Below are 21007 nucleotides of genomic sequence, written 5' to 3'. Positions count from 1 at the left end.
TGCGCCAGGTACACCGCATGCGGTGGTTTTACGACTGCTACGCAGCCGTACGGGGGCAAGCCCCCTCGCCACAGAGGTTCGCTCCCACAGGGGTGGATGTCGGGAGTGGGCATCGATGAACCTGTCCGGACCTTTCATCAAGCGCCCGGTCGCGACGATGCTGCTGAGCCTGGCGATCATGCTGCTGGGCGGCGTGAGCTTCGGCCTGTTGCCGGTATCGCCACTGCCGCAGATGGATTTCCCGGTGATCGTGGTTCAGGCCAGTCTGCCCGGCGCGAGCCCGGAGGTCATGGCCTCGACCGTGGCCACGCCGCTGGAGCGCTCCTTCGGCACCATCGCCGGGGTCAACACCATGAGCAGCCGTTCCAGTCAGGGCTCGACCCGGGTGATTCTGCAGTTCGACCTGGACCGCGACATCAACGGCGCGGCGCGGGAAGTGCAGGCGGCGATCAACGCCTCGCGCAACTTGCTGCCGAGCGGGATGCGCAGCATGCCGACCTACAAGAAGGTCAACCCGTCCCAGGCGCCGATCATGGTGCTGTCGCTGACCTCGGATGTGCTGGAAAAAGGCCAGCTCTATGACTTGGCCTCGACCATTCTGTCCCAGAGCCTGTCCCAGGTGCAGGGCGTAGGTGAAGTGCAGATCGGCGGCAGTTCGTTGCCGGCGGTGCGCATCGAACTCGAACCCCAGGCGCTCAACCAGTACGGCGTGGCGCTGGACGATGTGCGTACCACCATCGCCAACGCCAACGTGCGCCGGCCCAAGGGCTCAGTCGAAGACGGCCAGCGGCTGTGGCAGGTCCAGGCCAACGATCAACTGGAAAAAGCCAAGGATTACGAGTCGCTGATCATTCACTACGCAGACGGCGCGGCCCTGCGCCTGAAGGATGTGGCCAAGGTCAGCGACAGCGTCGAGGACCGCTATAACAGCGGGTTCTTCAATGACGACGCAGCGGTGTTGCTGGTGATCAACCGCCAGGCCGGCGCCAACATCATCGAGACGGTCAACGAGATCAAGGCGCAGTTGCCGGCATTGCAGGCGGTGCTGCCGGCCAGCGTCAAGCTGAACCTGGCGATGGACCGTTCGCCGGTGATCAAGGCCACCCTGCACGAAGCGGAAATGACCCTGCTGATTGCCGTGGCGCTGGTGATTCTGGTGGTGTTCCTGTTCCTCGGTAATTTTCGCGCCTCGCTGATCCCGACCCTGGCGGTGCCGGTATCGCTGGTGGGCACGTTTGCGGTGATGTACCTCTATGGGTTCTCCCTGAACAACCTGTCGTTGATGGCGCTGATTCTGGCCACCGGGCTGGTAGTGGACGATGCCATCGTTGTGCTGGAGAACATTTCCCGACACATCGACAAGGGCGTACCGCCGATGAAGGCCGCGTACCTCGGGGCGCAGGAAGTCGGCTTCACGCTGCTTTCGATGAACGTCTCGCTGGTGGCGGTGTTCCTGTCGATCCTGTTCATGGGCGGGATCATCGAAAGCCTGTTCCGCGAGTTTTCCATCACCCTGGCGGCGGCCATCGTGGTGTCGTTGCTGGTGTCGCTGACGCTGACGCCGATGCTCTGCGCGCGCTGGCTCAAGCCGCATACGCCGGGGCAGGAAAACCGTCTGCAACGCTGGAGCCAGCGGGCCAATGAGTGGATGGTCGGCAAATACGCCACCAGCCTCGACTGGGTGCTGCGTCATCGCCGACTGACCTTGCTCAGTCTGATCGTGACAATTGGCGTAAACATTGCGCTGTATGTTGTTGTTCCTAAAACCTTTCTTCCACAGCAAGACACCGGCCAGCTGATCGGTTTCGTGCGTGGCGATAATGGCCTGTCGTTCAGCGTGATGCAGCCGAAGATGGAAACCTTCCGCCGCGCGGTGTTGAAAGACGAAGCGGTGCAAAGCGTCGCCGGGTTCATCGGTGGCAACAACGGCACCAATAACGCGTTCATGCTGGTGCGGCTCAAGCCGATCAAGGAACGCAACCTGTCCGCGCAGAAAGTCATCGAGCGTTTGCGCAAGGAAATGCCCAAGGTGCCCGGTGCGCAGTTGATGCTGATGGCCGACCAGGACCTGCAATTCGGTGGCGGTCGCGAGCAAACCACCTCGCAGTATTCCTACATCCTGCAAAGTGGCGATCTCGGTGCGTTACGCGAGTGGTATCCGAAAGTCGTTGCCGCCTTCAAGGCCCTGCCTGAGCTGACGGCGATCGACGCCCGCGAAGGCCGTGGCGCCCAGCAAGTGACGCTGATCGTCGATCGCGACCAGGCCAAGCGGCTGGGCGTGGACATGAACATGGTCACGGCGGTGCTGAACAACGCCTATAGCCAGCGGCAGATTTCGACGATCTACGACAGCCTCAACCAGTATCAGGTGGTGATGGAGGTCAATCCGAAATACGCCCAGGACCCGGTCACCCTGAACCAGGTCAAAGTGATCACTGCTGACGGCGCGCGAATTCCGTTGTCGACCATCGCCCACTATGAAAACAGCCTGGAAGGCGACCGGGTCAGCCACGAAGGCCAGTTCGCTTCGGAAAGCATCGCCTTCGACATGGCCGAAGGGGTGACGGTGGAGCAGGGCTCGGCAGCCATCGAACGAGCGATTGCCAAGGTCGGCCTGCCGGAAGACGTGATCGCGAAAATGGCCGGCACCGCCGACGCCTTCGCCGCCGCACAGAAGAGCCAGCCGTGGATGATTCTCGGCGCGCTGGTCGCGGTGTATCTGGTGCTGGGTGTGCTGTATGAAAGCTACATTCATCCGCTGACCATTCTTTCGACCTTGCCGTCGGCCGGGGTCGGCGCGCTGCTGTCGATCTATGTGCTGGGCGGTGAGTTCAGCCTGATCTCCTTGCTCGGGCTGTTCCTGCTGATCGGCGTGGTGAAGAAAAACGCCATTCTGATGATCGACCTGGCGCTGCAACTGGAACGGCACCAAGGCCTGGAGCCGCTGGAATCGATCCGCAGCGCCTGCCTGCAACGGCTGCGACCGATTCTGATGACCACCCTGGCGGCGATCCTCGGTGCCTTGCCGCTGCTGCTGAGCCGCGCCGAAGGGGCGGAAATGCGTCAGCCGCTGGGCCTGACCATCATCGGCGGGCTGGTCTTCAGCCAGGTGCTGACCCTTTACACCACCCCGGTGGTTTACCTCTATCTCGACAAACTGCGCCATCGTTTCAACCGCTGGCGTGGGGTGCGTACCGATGCTGCTCTGGAAACTCCGCTATGACTGACCGTTCGCTTCTCAACCTGGCTGCACCGCTGATCACGGCCCGAGGCTCGCGTTTGCTGAGCTTGTCGCTGTGCGTGGCAATGCTCAGCGCCTGCGCCATCGGCCCGGATTACCAGCGCCCGCAAACCGCCGCACCTGCGCAGTACAAAGAGGCGGCCGGCTGGCGTCAGGCCAACCCCAGCGACTCGTTGGCGCGCGGTGCCTGGTGGGAGCTGTATGGCGATCAGCAGCTCAACGGCCTGATCGAAAAGCTTAACAGCGCCAACCAGACCGTTGCCCAGTCCGAGGCCCAGTTCCGTCAGGCCCAGGCCTTGGTGCGCAGTGCCCGGGGGGCATTTTTCCCGACGGTGGACCTGACTGTCAGCAAGAACCGCTCCAGCCAGGGCACCGGCAGCAGCAGTTCGAGCCTGAGCAGTTCGTCCAGCGGCATCCGTGACACTTATTCGGCACAGGCCGGGGTCAGTTGGGAAGCCGATATCTGGGGCAAATTGCGCCGAGGCCTGGAAGCCGACACGGCCAATGCCCAGGCGAGTTTTGCCGACCTGGCGGCGATGCGCCTGAGCCAGCAATCGGAGCTGGTGCAGAACTACCTGCAATTGCGGGTGATCGACGAACAGAAACGCCTGCTGGAAGCGACAGTCGAGGCCTATCAGCGCTCGCTGAAAATGACCGAAAACCAGTACCGCGCCGGCGTCTCCGGCAAGGATGCGGTGGCCCAGGCCACCACTCAGCTCAAAACCACTCAGGCGGAAATGGTCGACCTGATCTGGCAGCGCGCGCAGTTCGAGAACGCCATCGCCGTGCTGATCGGCCTGCCGCCGGCCGAATTCAGCCTGGCCGAAACCAAAGACATTCCGGCGTTGCCTCAAGTGCCGCTGAGCCTGCCTTCACAGTTGCTGGAACGCCGTCCGGACATCGCCTCCGCCGAGCGCTCGGTGATGGCCGCCAACGCCAACATCGGCGTGGCCAAAGCTGCCTATTACCCGGACCTTACCCTGAACATGAACGGCGGTTATAGCAGCAGCACCTACGCCAACTGGATCAGCCTGCCGAACCGTTTCTGGTCGGTCGGCCCACAACTGGCCATGACCCTGTTCGACGGTGGCCAGCGCTCGGCGGAGGTCGATCGCAGCGAAGCGGCCTACGACGAGACTGTCGCCAAATACCGCCAGACCGTGCTCGATGGTTTTCGCGAGGTAGAAAATTACCTGGTGCAGCTCAAGGTGCTGGAAGACGAAGCGGTCGTGCGCCAGGAAGCTCTGGATGCGGCGCGCGAGTCCCTTCGCTTGACCCAGAACCAGTACAAGGCCGGGTTGATCGCTTATCTGGATGTGGTGGTGGTTCAGGCCACGGCGTTGAACAACGAACGCAACGTGCTGAACTTGTTGCAGAGTCGGTTGATTGCCAGCGTGCAATTGATTGCCGCGCTGGGCGGTGGGTGGGACGGGCAGCTTCAGGTGAGTGACAAGCAATAACCCCGTCCCTGTGGCGAGGGAGCTTGCTCCCGCTCGGCTGCGAAGCAGTCGCAAACCGATTGATCCGGTTTTGACTGAATGTACGCGTGAGCATCTTTGGGACGGCTTCGCCGTCCAGCGGGAGCAAGCTCCCTCGCCACAATCATCTTGGTGGCCTTTTGATTACTTTGTGAGTGCGTTCGTCCGCGGAATCAGTACAATCGCCGGCTTTGCTCCCCGAGAACAAACACAGTATGGCGGGGGCTGTTGCGAGAAATCCCATGCTCATTGGTAGTTATTCCCTTACGCTGGTTTTCATATCGCTGTGCGTGGCGATACTGGCCTCTTATACCGCGCTTGACCTCACCGGACGCATCGCCACGGCCAAGGGCCAAGCGGTGCATTTATGGACGGCGGGCGGCGCTTTTGCGATGGGCATCGGCGTGTGGTCGATGCATTTCATCGGCATGCTTGCGTTCACATTGCCGATCGACCTGGGCTACGACACCACCCTCACGGCACTGTCGCTGTTGATCGCGGTGCTGTCTTGCGGCTTTGCCCTGTGGCTGGTCAGTCAGCCACGGTTGCCGGCCTGGCAACTGGCGTTCGGCGCGCTGGTCATGGGCGCTGGTATCAGCGCCATGCATTACACCGGCATGGCCGCCATGCGCATGCAGCCGGGCATCGATTACGACCCGACTCTGTTTGGCGCGTCGCTGCTGATTGCCGTCGGCGCGTCGGGCGCGGCGTTATGGATCGCTTTCCGCCTGCGCCAGCACACGCCGCATGTTCGCCTGTTCCGTGCGGGTGCTGCAGTCATCATGGGTATCGCCATCGTCGGCATGCACTATACCGGCATGGCCGCGGCGCGCTTTGCCGTCGGCAGTTTCTGTGGTGCGGCGGTCAGCGGCTTGAACGGCAAGGGGCTGGACAGCCTGGTGCTGATCACCACCTTGGCGATACTGAGCATCGCCTTGCTGACGTCGATCCTCGATGCCCGCCTGGAGGCTCGCACTGCGGACCTCGCCCATTCGCTGACCGTGGCCAACCGCGAACTCACTCAGCTGGCCCTGCACGATACCCTGACCGGTTTGCCCAACCGCATGTTGCTGGCCGACCGTATCGATCAGGCCATGTCGAAAGTGCAGGAGCAGGGCGGCTGTTTTGCGTTGATGTTCATTGATCTGGACGGCTTCAAACCGGTCAACGATGCGTTTGGCCATCACATGGGCGACCAGCTATTGCGCGAAGTTGCACTGCGCCTGCGCGAAGACCTGCGTAGCCAGGACACCCTGGCGCGGATCGGCGGCGACGAGTTCGTGTTGCTGGTGCGCCTGAACGAGCCGAACGATGCGCTGAGCCTGGCGGAGCGTCAGGTCGGGTTGATTGCGCGCTCGTTCCGGGTCGCCGAACATGACTTGCAGATTTCCGCCAGTGTCGGCATCGCGCTCTATCCGGGCAACGGTCAGACGGCCGATGAGTTGCTGATGAACGCCGATGCCGCGATGTACCACGCCAAAGGCGCCGGGAAAAACGGTCATCGCTTCTTCGACGCCTCGATGAACAGCAACGCGCGCAAACAGCTGCAATTGCTCCAGGACTTGCGCAGTGCCGTCGATCAGCAACAGTTCAAACTTTATTACCAGCCCAAATTCGACGCCGGTCATGGCCGACCGGTGGGCGCCGAGGCGTTGCTGCGCTGGGAGCATCCGACCTTGGGCCTGCTGCAGCCGGACACGTTCATTGACCTTGCGGAGAAGACCGGGCTGATCATTCCGATTGGCGAGTGGGTGCTCAACGAGGCCTGCCGGCAGATGCGCGAGTGGTACGTGCTCGGTTACACCGATTGGCGTATCGCGGTGAACCTCTCGGCCTTGCAATTCTGCCATGCGGGGCTGGTGCAGAGCGTTGCCAAAGCCCTGGCCACCCATCATCTGCCGGCCAACAGCCTGACCCTGGAAATCACCGAAACCACCGCCATGAGCGACGCCGATGCGAGCATGACGGTGTTGCAGGAGCTGTCGGAAATGGGCGTCGACCTGTCCATCGATGACTTCGGTACCGGCTATTCGAGCTTGATGTACCTCAAGCGCCTGCCGGCTAATGAGCTGAAGATCGACCGGGGTTTTGTCCGCGATCTGGAGCACGATAGTGACGACGCGGCCATTGTCTCGGCCATCGTCGCCCTGGGCCAGGCGCTGGGCCTGCGGATCGTCGCCGAAGGGGTGGAAACCGGTGTCCAGCAGGACTTCCTGACCCAGCTGGGCTGCGACTCGTTGCAGGGCTACCTGCTCGGGCACCCGCTACCGGCCGATCGCTTCATGGTCGACATTCACCGAGCGGAACAGGTTGGGGACGTCGTACCTGTAGCAGTTGCCGAGCCTGCGAGGCTGCGTTCGGCGGCGAAGCCGTCGTAAACCCTGCATGCAAGGTTGTACCGACACACCGCGATAGCCCATTTCACGACGGCTTCGCCGCCGAACGCAGCCTCGCAGGCTCGGCAGCTGCTACAAGATGTACCATGCCCCTTGATGTGGACCCATGCAAAACCCGCCAATGGCGGTTATTCTTGGCCCCGACTGCTTACGCTTGGAACGGGGGAAAGCCAGCATGGACAAAGTTATCGTCATCACCGGCGGCAGCCGTGGAATCGGCGCCGCCACGGCCCTGTTGGCCGCCGAACAAGGTTATCGGATCTGCATCAATTATCAGTCCGACGAACAGGCGGCGCTCAGTGTGCTGGAGCAAGTCCGCGCACGCGGTGCTCAAGCCATCGCCGTGCGTGCCGACGTCAGCATCGAAGACGAAGTGATCGCTCTGTTTCATCGGGTGGACACCGAACTGGGCCGGGTCACGGCGCTGGTGAACAACGCCGGCACCGTCGGGCAAAAGTCGCGAATCGACGAAATGTCGGAATTCCGCATTCTGAAAATCCTCAAGACCAACGTCCTGGCGCCGATCCTCTGCGCCAAACACGCGATTTTGCGCATGTCGCCCAAACACGGCGGGCAGGGCGGCAGCATCGTCAACGTCTCCTCGGTCGCCTCGCGTTTGGGCTCACCCAACGAGTACGTGGATTACGCCGCGTCAAAGGGGGCGCTGGACACCTTCACCATCGGCCTGTCCAAGGAAGTGGCGGGCGAGGGGATTCGCGTCAATGCGGTGCGTCCGGGTTACATCTACACCGATTTCCATGCATTGAGCGGCGATCCGGACCGGGTCAGCAAGCTGGAATCGGCGATTCCGATGGCACGCGGTGGGCGGCCGGATGAAGTGGCGGAGGCGATTGTGTGGTTGTTGTCGGATAAGGCGTCGTATGCGACCGGGACTTTCGTCGATCTTGGTGGTGGGCGGTAGAGATCAGGAGCAAGATCAAAAGATCAAAAGCAAGATCAAAAGATCGCAGCCTTCGGCCGCTCCTACGCGCCTGTGGGCGCTGTTAAAAGGACCTGACAATCCGCCCCAACGTCTCCATCGCCTTCTCCGAATCCTCGGTCCACGGGCTGCCGTAATTCAACCGGATACAATTTCTGAACCGCTGGGTCGGTGAGAAAATCGGCCCCGGTGCAATGCTGATCCCCTGCGCCAATGCCATCTGGAACAACTTCAACGAATCCATCTGCGGCGGCAGTTCCAGCCACAGGAAGTAACCGCCGGCCGGTTGGCTTACGCGGGTCTGGGCCGGGAAGTAGCGGGCGATGGCGGCGAGCATGGCACTTTGCTGTTCTTCCAGGGCGTAACGCAGTTTGCGCAGGTGCCGGTCGTAGCCGCCGTGTTGCAGGTAATCGGCGATGGCGGCCTGGGCGGGCATCGAAGCGCACAGCGAGGTCATGAGTTTCAGCCGTTCGATTTTCTGCGCATAGCGCCCGGCGGCGACCCAGCCGATGCGGTAGCCGGGGGCCAGGCTCTTGGCGAACGAACCGCAATGCATCACCAGCCCTTCGGTATCGAACGCCTTGGCCGGTTTTGGCGCCTGTTGGCCGTAATAGAGCTCGGCGTAGACGTCATCCTCGATCAGCGGCACCTGATGGCTGCGCAACAACTCCACCAGTTCCTGTTTCTTCGCCTCGGGCATGGTCGCGCCCATGGGGTTCTGGAAACTGGTCATGCACCAGCAGGCCTTGATCGGGTGCCGTTCCAGGGTCTGGGCGAGTACGCCGAGGTCGATGCCGTCTCGCGGGTGGACGGGGATTTCCACGGCTTTGAGCTTCAGCCGTTCCAGCACTTGCAGGCTGGCGTAAAACGCCGGGGCTTCGATGGCCACCAGATCGCCAGGCTCGGTGACGGCTTGCAGGCACAGGTTCAGCGCTTCCAGCGCACCGTTGGTGATCAGCAGTTCTTCCATCGGCAGCATCAGCCCGCCGACCATGTAGCGCAGGGCGATTTGCCGACGCAGTTGCGGGTTGCCCGGCGACATGTCGGTGACCACCATGCGCGGGTCCATCTCCCGGGAAGCACTGGCCAGCGAGCGGGACAAGCGCTGCAGCGGGAACAGCGTGGGGCTGGGGAAGGCCGAGCCGAAGGGTACTGTGGTCGGGTCCTTGATCGAGTCCAGCACTGAGAACACCAGTTCGCTGACGTCGACTTCGGTGGACTCGTTGACCTGGCTGCTGATCACCGGCTCCGAGAACGGGCTTGGTGCATGCGCATTGACGAAGTAGCCGGAACGCGGTCGCGCGCGGATCAGGCCACGACGTTCGAGCAGGTAATAGGCCTGGAACACCGTGGACGGGCTGACGCCGTAGGTCTGGCTGGCGTAGCGTACCGACGGCACCCGATGGCCGGGGCCAAGTACGCCGGAGCGGATCAGTTCAGCGATGTCGTCGGCGAATTTTTCGTAGCGTTTCATCGAGTGCCCGGTTAGTGAATTGTGCATTTTGTGGCGAGGGGGCTTGCCCCCGTTCGGCTGCGCAGCAGTCGTAAACCAGACTGCTCGATATATCTGAATAATGTAGGGGGCCGCTTCGCGACCCAACGGGGGCAAGCCCCCTCGCCACAGGACAAAGGATTGCATCTTAAAGGCTCAGCGGTTCATCGGTGCAACAAACCGGCTCTTGGCCACGCTATAGATGTCCGGCTCATCGCTGTCGACAATTTTGAAACTGATCGTCTGCGAGCTGCTACTTGGCCGTTCCGTGGTCATCGCCACCGACACCGGCACATCGACAATTTCACCGGGGGCCAGGCTCAGTTCGGTCTTGCCTTGCAACTGGAAGCCGTCGTCATCGACCAGCGTCAGACGGTAATCCTGACGTTGCTGGGTCTTGTTGATGACCTTCAGGCTGTAGATGTTTTCGATCTGGCCTTCACTGTTCTCGCGGAACAGGCCACGGTCCTTGCTCACGTCCAGCGACACCATCGGCCGTTCCACCAGGGCCAGGGCGAAGGCGCCGATCATCACCAACAGCACCGCGGTGTAACCGATCAGGCGCGGGCGCAGCAGGTGGGTCTTGCCACCCTGCAATTGATGCTCCGAGGTGTAGCTGATCAGCCCTCGGTCGTAACCCATTTTGTCCATGATCGAATCGCAGGCGTCGATGCATGCGGCGCAACCGATGCATTCCATCTGCAAGCCATCGCGGATGTCGATGCCGGTCGGGCAAACCTGGACGCACACCTGACAGTCGATGCAATCGCCCAGTCCGACCTCGGCGGGTTTCACTTCACGTTTGCGCGGGCCACGGTTTTCGCCGCGAGCCACGTCGTAGGAAATGGTCAGGGTGTCCTTGTCGAACATCACGCTCTGGAACCGCGCATACGGGCACATGTGCATGCACACGGCTTCACGTAGCCAGCCGGCGTTGATGTAAGTGGCGCCGGTGAAAAACAGCACCCAGAACAGGCTGACACCGCCGATTTGCAAAGTCAGCAGCTCTTCGGCCAGGGGCCGGATCGGTGTGAAGTAGCCGACAAAGGTCAGGCCGGTGAGCAGGCTGATCGCCAGCCACAAGGTGTGTTTGGCCGAGCGGCGGAGCAGTTTGTTCAGGCCCCAGGGCGCGGCTTGCAGCTTGATCCGCTGGTTGCGCTCGCCTTCGGTGATCTTCTCGCACCACATGAAGATCCAGGTCCAGGAGCTCTGCGGGCAGGTGTAACCGCACCAGACCCGGCCTGCGAACACGGTGATCGCAAACAGACCGAAGGCGGCAATGATCAGCAGCGCCGACAGCAGGATGAAATCCTGGGGCCAGAAGGTCGCGCCGAAGATGTGGAACTTGCTTTCGGACAGGTCCCAGAGCACCGCCTGGCGGCCGCCCCAGTTCAGCCACACCGTGCCGAAGAACAGCAGAAACAGAAACCCCGCGCCGCTCATGCGCAGGGTGCGGAACAGGCCGGTGAAGCTGCGGGTGTGGATCAGGTTGTCGCTGGACTTGGCCTTCATCTTTGGACGCGAAGGCTCGTTGTTTTTTATGAATGAGGCAGGTTCAACGGTTCGGACGGGGATTCTATCGCTCATGGTCTTTCGCTCATCAGCCTCCATCAGGCCTGAGCACTATGACCAGCGATCTGTTTGCATAACAGACTCAGCTAACGCAATAAAAAGCGGATCAGATGGATTGCCAACACCCGCCTGCGACAACTTGATGCACCCGCAAGGGCGGGCTGCAAGTGCCTGTGTCAGGCGCTGGCGGGGTGTGTTGATACGGGTCAGTCAAATCACCGAATCACTGTTCGTGGCCTTCAAATGCCGGCGACCGTCCACGGCGCCTGCTACGGTCAATGCATCGGCTTCTGCTTCGGTGATGTAGAAGCGCTGGCCGTCGAGGTCCACTGCCGACATGGATTTTTCCTCGTCAGTGATTATGGTGATATCAGGGCAAAGGCGAATTTCTTCGCTGTCCTCGGTGATGAAGAAGCAGGTCTGGTTTTCGATTCGCAAAGTCATAGAGGAGGCCTTTTTGCGGATTCATTAAGTGTTAGGACGCATTGGCCGGTGATTGTTCTGTGCAACCGATAGATGGCGTGAGTCGTGCTTAAGTTAGTTGACCCGTGCCGGGAGGATTCGATTCCCGAAAGACCTGGCAGATCCCTCTGAACTTTGCCGGCGCCTGTCGCTCGGAAGCTATGTAAGTTCATCCCGGGGCAGACTGCTCCGTGTGAACGATGACCAGGCACAAGAGCGTCCTTGGGGCGTAAGGAGAGATGCTCGATGACCGCTGAAAAACCCACAGAACTGAGCTACAACCCGCATATACCGCTGTCCCAGGCGTTACTGCTGCCGCGTATCGTGATTGAAAACACCATGCCGACCCTCGATGGCGGGCAATTCGCCGTTAAAGCCGTGGTCGGTCAGGACGTGGTGGTGACCAGCAAAGTGTTTGCCGACGGTCACGACAAACTGGCCGTGCGCATCCGCTGGCGTGCCGAAGGCGACGACACCTGGCAGAGCGAGGTGATGGCCGAACTGGGCAATAACGGCTGGAAGGGCCAGTTCCGTGTCGAGAAGCAGGGCCGCTATGTGTTCTGCCTTGAAGCGTGGATCGATCAGTACGCCAGCTTTTGTTATGAGCTGGAAAAAAAGCACATGGCCGGCGTCTCGGTCAGCCTGGAGCTGCAGGAAGGGCGCACTCATGTGCAGCAGGCGGCCGAACGCAGCGAAGGCCAACTGAGCGAACAACTGGCGGCGTTGCACCATGAGTTGTCCGGTCTGCTCGAAACCGAGCAGGTCGCCTTGTTTTTGCACCAACGCAGCGCGGACTTGATGGCCCAGGCCGACCATCGGCCCTTCGTGAGTCTGAGTCCTGAGTACCCGGTGGATGTTGAGCGGGAGTTGGCGCAGTTCGCCAGTTGGTATGAATTGTTCCCGCGCTCGATCACTGATGACCCGACCCGGCATGGCACCTTCAACGATGTGCATACGCGGCTGGCGATGATCCAGGACATGGGTTTCGACGTGCTGTATTTCACGCCGATCCACCCGATCGGCCGCAGCTTCCGCAAAGGCCCGAATAACTCGCTGACCGCCGGCCCTGACGATCCGGGCAGCCCTTACGCCATCGGCAGCGAAGAAGGCGGGCATGAGGCGATTCACTCGGAACTGGGCAGCCGCGAAGATTTTCGCCGGCTGGTCGCGGCGGCGGCCGAGCACGGGCTGGAAGTGGCCCTCGACTTCGCGATTCAGTGTTCCCAGGATCACCCGTGGCTCAAACAGCATCCGGGCTGGTTCAACTGGCGGCCGGACGGCACGATCAAATACGCCGAGAACCCGCCGAAGAAGTACCAGGACATCGTCAACGTCGATTTCTATGCCGTGGACGCGATTCCCAGCCTGTGGGTCGAGTTGCGCGACATCGTGGTGGGTTGGGTCGAGGAGGGCGTGAAGCTGTTTCGCGTTGATAACCCCCACACCAAACCGTTGCCGTTCTGGCAGTGGTTGATCGCCGATGTGCGGGCGCTGTACCCCGATGTGATTTTTCTGGCGGAAGCCTTTACCACGCCGGCAATGATGGCGCGTCTGGGCAAGGTCGGTTATTCCCAGAGCTACACCTATTTCACCTGGCGCAACACCAAGACCGAACTGGCGACCTATTTCACCGAACTCAACGAGTCGCCGTGGCGCGAATGCTACCGACCGAATTTTTTCGTCAATACGCCGGACATCAACCCGGCATTCCTGCATGACTCCGGGCGCCCCGGTTTTCTGATTCGTGCCGCGCTGGCGACCATGGGCTCCGGTTTGTGGGGCATGTATTCGGGCTTTGAACTGTGTGAAGCGGCGCCGGTGCCGGGTAAGGAGGAGTACCTCAATTCCGAGAAGTACGAGATTCGCCCACGGGACTTCACCGCGCCGGGCAACATCATTGCCGAAATCGCCCAGCTGAACCGCATCCGCCGGCAGAACCCGGCGCTGCACACGCACCTGGGCCTGAAGGTCTACAACGCCTGGAACGACAACATTCTGTACTTCGGCAAACGCAGTGTGGACGGCAGCAATTTCATTCTGGTGGCCGTCAGCCTCGATCCGCATAACGTCCAGGAAGCGAATTTTGAATTGCCGCTGTGGGAAATGGGCCTGCCCGACGATGCCAGCACCCAGGGCGAAGACTTGATGAACGGCCACCGCTGGACCTGGCACGGCAAGTACCAGTTCATGCGGATCGAACCGTGGCATCTGCCGTTCGGGATTTGGCGGATTACCGCTTCTTGACTGTGGCGAGGGGGCTTTTGTGGCGAGGGGGCTTGCTCCCGCTGGGTCGCGCAGCGGCCCCAGACAATATGTCAGTCACACCTCTTTTGCAGGTTTTACGACTGCTTCGCAGCCGAGCGGGAGCAAGCTCCCTCGCCACAGGTCCGGCGGTTTTATTCGAATTAAACAGGAGTTTCAAATGGCGAAGAAACCCAGGTCAGCCACCTTCATCAAAGACCCGCTCTGGTACAAGGATGCGGTGATCTACCAGGTTCACGTTAAGTCTTTTTTCGACTCCAACAATGACGGGATCGGCGACTTTCCCGGCCTTATCGCCAAACTCGATTACATTGCCGATCTGGGCGTCAACACCATCTGGCTGTTGCCGTTCTACCCCTCGCCACGACGCGACGATGGCTATGACATCGCCGAATACCGTGGCGTGCACCCCGACTACGGCACTCTGGCCGATGCCAAGCGTTTCATTGCCGAGGCCCACGAACGTGGCTTGCGGGTGATTACCGAACTGGTCATCAACCACACCTCGGACCAGCACCCGTGGTTCCAGCGCGCGCGCAAGGCCAAGCCCGGCTCGGCGGCCCGCGACTTCTATGTCTGGTCCGATAACGACCAGAAATACGACGGCACCCGCATCATCTTTCTCGACACCGAGAAGTCCAACTGGACCTGGGATCCGGTGGCCGGTCAGTATTTCTGGCACCGCTTCTATTCCCACCAGCCGGACCTGAATTTCGACAACCCGCAAGTGATGAAAGCGGTGCTGTCGGTGATGCGCTACTGGCTCGACATGGGCATCGACGGCCTGCGGCTGGACGCGATCCCGTACCTGATCGAGCGCGACGGCACCAACAACGAAAACCTCCCCGAGACCCACGACGTCCTCAAGCAGATCCGCGCCGAGATAGACGCCAATTACCCCGACCGCATGCTGCTGGCCGAGGCTAATCAGTGGCCGGAAGACACTCAGTTGTATTTTGGAAACACCGACGCCAAAGGCCAGAACGGCGACGAATGCCACATGGCGTTTCACTTCCCGCTGATGCCGCGCATGTACATGGCGCTGGCCCAGGAAGATCGTTTCCCGATTACCGACATTCTGCGCCAGACACCGGAAATCCCTGCCAACTGCCAGTGGGCGATTTTCCTGCGCAACCACGATGAACTGACCCTGGAAATGGTCACCGACAAGGAGCGCGATTACCTGTGGAACTACTACGCGGCCGACCGTCGGGCGCGGATCAACCTGGGGATTCGCCGGCGTCTGGCGCCATTGATGGAGCGCGATCGTCGTCGCGTGGAGCTGCTCAACAGTCTGTTGCTGTCGATGCCCGGCACGCCGACCCTGTATTACGGCGATGAAATCGGCATGGGTGACAACATCTACCTCGGCGACCGCGACGGTGTGCGCACGCCGATGCAATGGTCAATCGACCGTAACGGCGGCTTTTCCCGCGCCGATCCGGCCAGCCTGGTGTTGCCGCCGATCATGGACCCGCAATACGGCTATCTGTCGGTTAACGTCGAAACCCAGGCCGGTGATCCTCATTCATTGTTGAACTGGACCCGGCGCATGCTCGCGATACGCAAGCAGTCCAAGGCCTTCGGTCGCGGCACGCTGAAGATGCTGTCGCCGAGCAATCGACGGATCCTGGCCTATACCCGCGAATTCACCGGGGCGGACGGCAAGCACGAGATCATTTTGTGCGTGGCCAACGTGTCCCGCAGCGCACAAGCGGCGGAGCTGGATTTGTCGGCGTATGTCGGCATGGTCCCGGTGGAGATGCTCGGCGGCAATGCGTTTCCGCCGATCGGCCAGTTGAATTTCCTGTTGACGCTGGCGCCTTACGGCTTCTATTGGTTCGGCCTGGCGGCGGAGAACCAGATGCCGAGCTGGCACGTGGAGCCGGCGCAAAGCCTGCCGGATTTCACCACCCTGGTGCTGATGAAGCGCATGGAAGAGCTGCTCGAAGCGCCGTCCCGGCACTCGCTGGAGCAGGGTATTTTGCCGAGCTGGTTGCAGAATCGCCGCTGGTTCGCCGGTAAGGACGGCACCATCGACAGCGTCAATCTCGCTTACGGCGTGCGCTTCGGCGACCCGCAGCATCCGGTGCTGTTGAGTGAAATCGACGTCACCAGCGCTGGCCAGACCAGCCGCTATCAATTGCCGTTCGGCTTTATTTCCGAGGAACAGGTTGGCGCGGCGTTGCCGCAGCAATTGGCGCTGGCCAGGGTCCGGCGCGGTCGCCAGGTCGGCCTGATCACCGACGCCTTCAGCCTCGACAGCTTTGTTCATGCGGTGTTGCAGGGGTTGCAGGCCAGCACGGTGCTGCCGTCGGACGGTGGCGAGATCCGTTTCGAGCCAACCGACGAATTGGCCAAACTGGGGCTGAGCGCCGAGTCGGAAGTGCGTTACCTGTCTGCCGAGCAATCCAACAGTTCGGTGGTGATCGGCGCCAGTCTGGTGTTGAAGTTGATCCGCAAGGTCGCGTCAGGGGTGCACCCGGAACTGGAAATGAGCGCGTACCTGACCCATGCCGGTTTCAAAAATATTTCGCCGCTGCTGGGGGCGGTGATCCGTCGCGATGCGGCGGGCTTGGACACGCTGTTGATGATCGCCCAAGGTTACTTGAGCAATCAGGGCGACGCGTGGGAATGGACCCAGAACAACCTCGAACGAGCGCTTCGCGATGAGCTCGCCGATGCCGTGTCCGAGCAGGAGCAGCACTACAACGCCCTCGGCGAGCTGAAGGATTTTGCCGGCATGCTCGGCCAGCGCCTGGGGGAGATGCATCAGGTACTGGCGACCCCAAGCGCCAACCTGGACTTTGCCCCACACATCATGAGTCAGAAAGATGCCCTGGCCTCGGCCAAGGACGTGGCGGCGCAGCTGGAGCATGCACTGAAGCTGCTCAAGCAGCATCAAACCGAACTGAGCGCGGCGGATCAGGCATTGGTCAGCCGATTGCTGGACAACAAAAAAGCCATCCTCAGCCATGTTCAGGAGTTGGGTAAAAAGACTGCTGGCGGCTTGCGTATTCGCGTCCATGGCGACTTGCACCTGGGGCAAGTGCTGGTGATCAAGGGCGATGCCTACCTGATCGATTTTGAGGGTGAACCCGCGCGGCCGCTGCGTGAGCGCCGCGGTAAACACAGCCCCTATAAAGACGTCAGCGGCGTGTTGCGCTCCTTCGATTACGCCGCGGCGATGGCGATCAATGTACACAACGTCGACAACACGGCGGATGCCCAGGCGGCGCGTCAACGGGTCGCCGATCGCTATTTGAAAGAGGCGCGACAATCATTTGTCGACGCTTATCGGCTGGCGGCAGCTAGTCTTGCTCATGCATGGCAAGATCCCGAAGGCGAGGACGCTGCGCTGGCGTTGTTCGGGCTGGAGAAGGCGGCTTATGAAGTGGCCTATGAGGCGGAAAATCGCCCCACCTGGCTACCGGTGCCGTTACACGGTTTATATGGATTATTGAGTGGGCTTAAACCCTTTTCCGATCTTGGTGGAGAGTAGTCATGAGTTTCTCGAACAAGGAACAGGGGCACGTTAAAGAGGCGCTGCTGCCCAAGGCGCGGGACATCGACGCATTGGTACGCGCCGAACATCAGGATCCCTTCTCAATTCTCGGCCCGCACGGCGATGGCGCCGGCGGGCAATTCATTCGGGCCTATCTGCCGGATGCCTTGAGTGTGCAAGTGGTGGACAAGGCCTCCGGAGAAGAACTCGGCAGCCTTGAGGCCACCCAAACCCCGGGGCTGTTCGTCGGTCATTTCGAACAGGCACGGCCCTATTTGTTGCGAACCCGTTGGGCCGGCGGCGAGCAACTGGCCGAAGACCCCTACAGCTTTGGCCCGTTACTCGGTGAGATGGACTTGTACCTGTTCGCCGAGGGCAATCACCGCGACCTGAGCGGTTGCCTCGGCGCACAGCTGAAGACGGTCGATGGCGCGGATGGCGTGCGTTTCGCCGTGTGGGCACCGAATGCCAGAAGGGTCTCGGTGGTCGGCGATTTCAACGTCTGGGACGGTCGTCGGCATCCGATGCGCCTGCGTCATCCTTCCGGTGTCTGGGAGTTGTTCATTCCGCGCCTGCAAGCGGGGGAAGCCTACAAATACGAAATCCTCGGCGCCCACGGCATTCTGCCGCTCAAGGCCGACCCGATGGCCCTGGCCACCGCGCTGCCTCCGGACACCGCATCAAAAGTCGCCTCGCCACTGAAAGTCGACTGGCAGGACCAGGACTGGATGCAGTCCCGCAGCGAGCGTCAGCGAACCAGTGCACCGCTGTCGATCTATGAGTTGCATGCCGGTTCCTGGCAATGCGAACTGGATGACCTGGGCGAAGTCGCCCGTCAGTACACCTGGCCCGAGCTGGCCGAGCGGCTGATTCCGTATGTGAAAGAGCTGGGTTTCACTCACATCGAATTGATGCCGATCATGGAACATCCGTTCGGTGGTTCGTGGGGTTATCAACTGTTGTCGCAATTCGCCCCGAGCGCCCGTTACGGCTCGCCGGATGAATTTGCCGCTTTCGTCAACGCCTGTCACCAGGCCGAAATCGGCGTGATCCTTGATTGGGTGCCGGCGCATTTCCCGACCGATGTCCATGGCCTGGCGCAGTTCGACGGCACCGCGTTGTACGAATACGGCAACCCGATGGAGGGCTTTCACCAGGACTGGGACACGCTGATCTACAACCTGGGCCGCACCGAGGTGCACGGCTACATGCTGGCGTCGGCGCTGCACTGGCTCAAGCATTTCCATGTCGATGGACTGCGGGTCGACGCAGTGGCGTCGATGCTGTATCGCGATTACTCGCGCAAGGCTGGCGAGTGGGTGCCCAACCGTCACGGCGGTCGGGAGAATCTGGAGGCCATCGATTTCCTTCGCCATCTCAATGACGTGGTGGCCCTGGAAGCACCGGGTGCACTGGTGATTGCCGAAGAGTCCACCGCGTGGCCGGGTGTCAGCCAGAGCACGCAACAGGGCGGGCTGGGTTTTGCCTATAAGTGGAACATGGGCTGGATGCACGATTCGCTGCATTACATTCAGCAGGATCCGGTGTACCGCGCCCATCATCACAATGAACTGAGTTTCGGCCTGGTGTATGCCTGGTCCGAGCGTTTCATCCTGCCGATTTCCCACGACGAAGTGGTACACGGCAAGCATTCGCTGATCGACAAAATGCCCGGCGACCGTTGGCAGAAGTTTGCCAACCTGCGGGCTTACCTGAGTTTCATGTGGACCCATCCGGGCAAGAAACTGTTGTTCATGGGCTGCGAGTTCGGCCAGTGGCGCGAATGGAATCACGATCAGCAGCTGGACTGGTACTTGCTGCAATATCCGGAACACCAGGGTGTGCGCAAACTGGTCGGCGACTTGAATCGGTTGTATCGCGAAGAGCCGGCCCTGCACGATCAGGACGATGTACCGCAGGGCTTCCAGTGGTTGATCGGCGACGACGCGATCAACAGCGTTTATGCCTGGCTACGCTGGAGCAAGGAGGGCAGGCCGGTATTGGTGGTGGCCAACTTCACCCCGGTGCCGCGTCAGTCCTACCGCGTCGGCGTGCCGTTTGCCGGGCGCTGGGTCGAGTTGATCAACAGCGACGCCGACACCTATGCCGGGTCCAATTACGGTAACGGTGGCGGGGTGTTCACCGAGGAAGAACCGAGCCATGGGCAGGCTCTTTCCCTGGTGTTGAATTTGCCGCCGTTGGCGGTGTTGATTTTGCGGCCGGAGGGGTGATCGAAAAGATCGCAGGCTTCGCCAGCTCCTACGGGATCGGGGCCGTCCCAGGTGGGCGGGACAACGCTGAACTGTAGGAGCTGCCGAAGGCTGCGATCTTTTGATCTTTTTACCACCGCATCCGCACCCCGAGGCTGCCAATCAACCCGTTCAAATCATTGTCATCCACATTGCTGCTGTAATCGGCGCTGATATACAGGCTGACCAAAGGCGTCATCCTGGCCACCAACCCCAGGCCTACGTCCACTGTCGATGAATTGCGGCTGCTGCTGATTTTGTCGACCTGATCCAGGCTCACGGTGTTGCCGGTGTACACCGTGTGCCACACGTTGGTCCGCACATAGGGTTCGACCGGCAAGCCATTGATATCGTAACTGCCTTTCAAACGTGCACCGACCCGTCCGCTCCAGGACGTCAGGTCGCTGGACGAGGCGTTGCCTGACCCGGCATACGGCGTATCCAGCGTGATGCGTTGATTGATCAACTGCGCTTGGGGTTCAACCACCCAGTTTTCGCTCAGGCCAATCGGGAAACCACCTTCCACCGACACTGTCATCGCGCTGCCTTCGGTGGTTTGTCGCACGCCCTGGTCGTTGCGGCTAAAACCGCTGACCCGGCCGCCGCTGGCCGTCAAGTCGACGTGCCAGCCTTGCGGCCCGGTCAGGCTCCAGTAGGCACCAAGGCTCTGGCCTTGAAGGTTGAGCGTGTCGTGGCTGGGGTCGGCGAGGGCGCGGCTGGTCAGCAGGCCGTTGTCGTTGCCCTGGAATTGAGCGGTGCCGCCGATCAGTCCGACCCGTTGGGTACTACCGCTGTTGCTTTGCACGGTCAGGAGCGCCGGGCCTTTGAATTCGCTGGCTCCGGGGATCGTGCCCTGGGCCAGATAATCGGTTTGGGCCTGCCGCGACGTCGGGCCATAGGCGTGGTCCCAGGCCAGGGGCGCGGCGTCTTCGATCGTCAGGCGTGAGCTGGGTAAGTCTGAGTTGACGCGTAAGCGGTCGGGATACGTGGCCAAGCCGAAGGGCAAGGTAATTGTCGGCAATTGCTGGCTGTACCAGGGCGTTGTTTCGTCCTCGGCAGACGACGCTCGCACCTCCATGGATGAGCACAGCAGGAGTGAACCGGAGACAACGCAAAAAGTGAATTTTATCTCTTGTGGGGTGAATGAAGTTCTCATGGAGGTCTACCTTGCAATCGCATGCGTATCTCGCTGTGGCGTCTCTCCTACCCCGAATGAGGGGCGACCGAATGGATTGAGGCAAGGTCCGACCCGCCCGTTTTACGGGTGTCTGGAGGCTTGCCCCTGATGGATTTCCGGGGGTAGTAAGGACTAGCTAAGAAGACCGATGGCGCTGCGTCAAGAAAATGGCCGATAAGTGGTGCGGCTATTTTAGGCTCTGTAAGTGACTGATTATTGGCGCTGATCTAAGT

General features: G+C 60.9%; 11 protein-coding genes. 7 read left to right on the top strand and 4 right to left on the bottom strand.

The window, feature by feature from the left end; all coding sequences use genetic code 11:
* Nucleotides 1-115: 115 nt before the first annotated feature.
* From LOY36_RS15180 to LOY36_RS15165, 4 genes are all read left to right on the top strand, one after another.
* Entirely contained in the window at nt 116-3223 is a 3108-nt protein-coding gene (locus LOY36_RS15180) for an efflux RND transporter permease subunit (protein ID WP_258668611.1), read from the top strand.
* Nucleotides 3220-4701 (top strand): efflux transporter outer membrane subunit, encoded by a 1482-nt coding sequence (locus LOY36_RS15175; RefSeq protein WP_258668610.1) that lies wholly within the window; start codon nt 3220-3222, stop codon nt 4699-4701. The genes LOY36_RS15180 and LOY36_RS15175 overlap by 4 nt, the downstream gene beginning before the upstream one ends.
* Before the next feature lie 260 nt (nt 4702-4961).
* Nucleotides 4962-7097 carry a bifunctional diguanylate cyclase/phosphodiesterase gene (locus tag LOY36_RS15170; protein ID WP_258668609.1) on the top strand — a complete coding sequence of 712 codons (2136 nt, stop codon included), beginning with the start codon at nt 4962-4964 and terminating at the stop codon, nt 7095-7097.
* Between the two features lie 193 nt (nt 7098-7290).
* Entirely contained in the window at nt 7291-8037 is a 747-nt protein-coding gene (locus tag LOY36_RS15165) for an SDR family oxidoreductase (RefSeq protein ID WP_018926135.1), read from the top strand.
* An 82-nt stretch (nt 8038-8119) separates the two neighbouring features.
* On the opposite strand, the gene mapR is transcribed toward LOY36_RS15165, so the two are convergent.
* The 3 genes from mapR to LOY36_RS15150 form a co-directional block, all read right to left on the bottom strand.
* Nucleotides 8120-9529: a GntR family transcriptional regulator MpaR gene (gene mapR, locus LOY36_RS15160; RefSeq protein WP_018926134.1), complete on the bottom strand. Its 1410-nt coding sequence runs from the start codon at nt 9527-9529 to the stop codon at nt 8120-8122.
* Nucleotides 9530-9703: 174 nt separating this feature from the next.
* The gene (gene ccoG / locus LOY36_RS15155; RefSeq protein WP_258668608.1) at nt 9704-11134 is read right to left on the bottom strand and encodes a cytochrome c oxidase accessory protein CcoG; all 1431 of its coding nucleotides are present in this window, start codon (nt 11132-11134) and stop codon (nt 9704-9706) included.
* A gap of 195 nt (nt 11135-11329) precedes the next feature.
* Complete coding sequence (locus tag LOY36_RS15150) at nt 11330-11563, bottom strand: DUF3203 family protein (RefSeq protein WP_258668607.1); 234 nt, start codon at nt 11561-11563, stop codon at nt 11330-11332.
* A 264-nt stretch (nt 11564-11827) separates the two neighbouring features.
* On the opposite strand from LOY36_RS15150, the gene LOY36_RS15145 reads away from it, so the two are divergent.
* The 3 genes from LOY36_RS15145 (at nt 11828) to glgB (ending at nt 19579) form a co-directional block, all read left to right on the top strand.
* Entirely contained in the window at nt 11828-13825 is a 1998-nt protein-coding gene (locus tag LOY36_RS15145; RefSeq protein ID WP_258668605.1) for an alpha-1,4-glucan--maltose-1-phosphate maltosyltransferase, read from the top strand.
* Nucleotides 13826-14003: 178 nt separating this feature from the next.
* On the top strand, nt 14004-17345 hold the full coding sequence (gene treS, locus LOY36_RS15140; protein WP_258668603.1) for a maltose alpha-D-glucosyltransferase: 3342 nt from the start codon (nt 14004-14006) through the stop codon (nt 17343-17345).
* Nucleotides 17346-17347: 2 nt separating this feature from the next.
* Nucleotides 17348-19579 (top strand): 1,4-alpha-glucan branching protein GlgB, encoded by a 2232-nt coding sequence (glgB, locus tag LOY36_RS15135; RefSeq protein WP_258668602.1) that lies wholly within the window; start codon nt 17348-17350, stop codon nt 19577-19579.
* A 109-nt stretch (nt 19580-19688) separates the two neighbouring features.
* Here the strand turns inward: glgB and LOY36_RS15130 are convergent, their stop codons facing one another.
* A complete protein-coding gene (locus LOY36_RS15130; RefSeq protein WP_258668601.1) occupies nt 19689-20753 on the bottom strand; it encodes an autotransporter outer membrane beta-barrel domain-containing protein in 1065 nt (354 codons plus the stop codon).
* Nucleotides 20754-21007 lie beyond the last annotated feature (254 nt).

It is taken from the genome of Pseudomonas sp. B21-019 (assembly GCF_024749225.1).
In the GTDB taxonomy this organism is placed as follows: Bacteria; Pseudomonadota; Gammaproteobacteria; order Pseudomonadales; family Pseudomonadaceae; genus Aquipseudomonas.
This window is presented reverse-complemented; position numbering and strand designations above follow the sequence as displayed.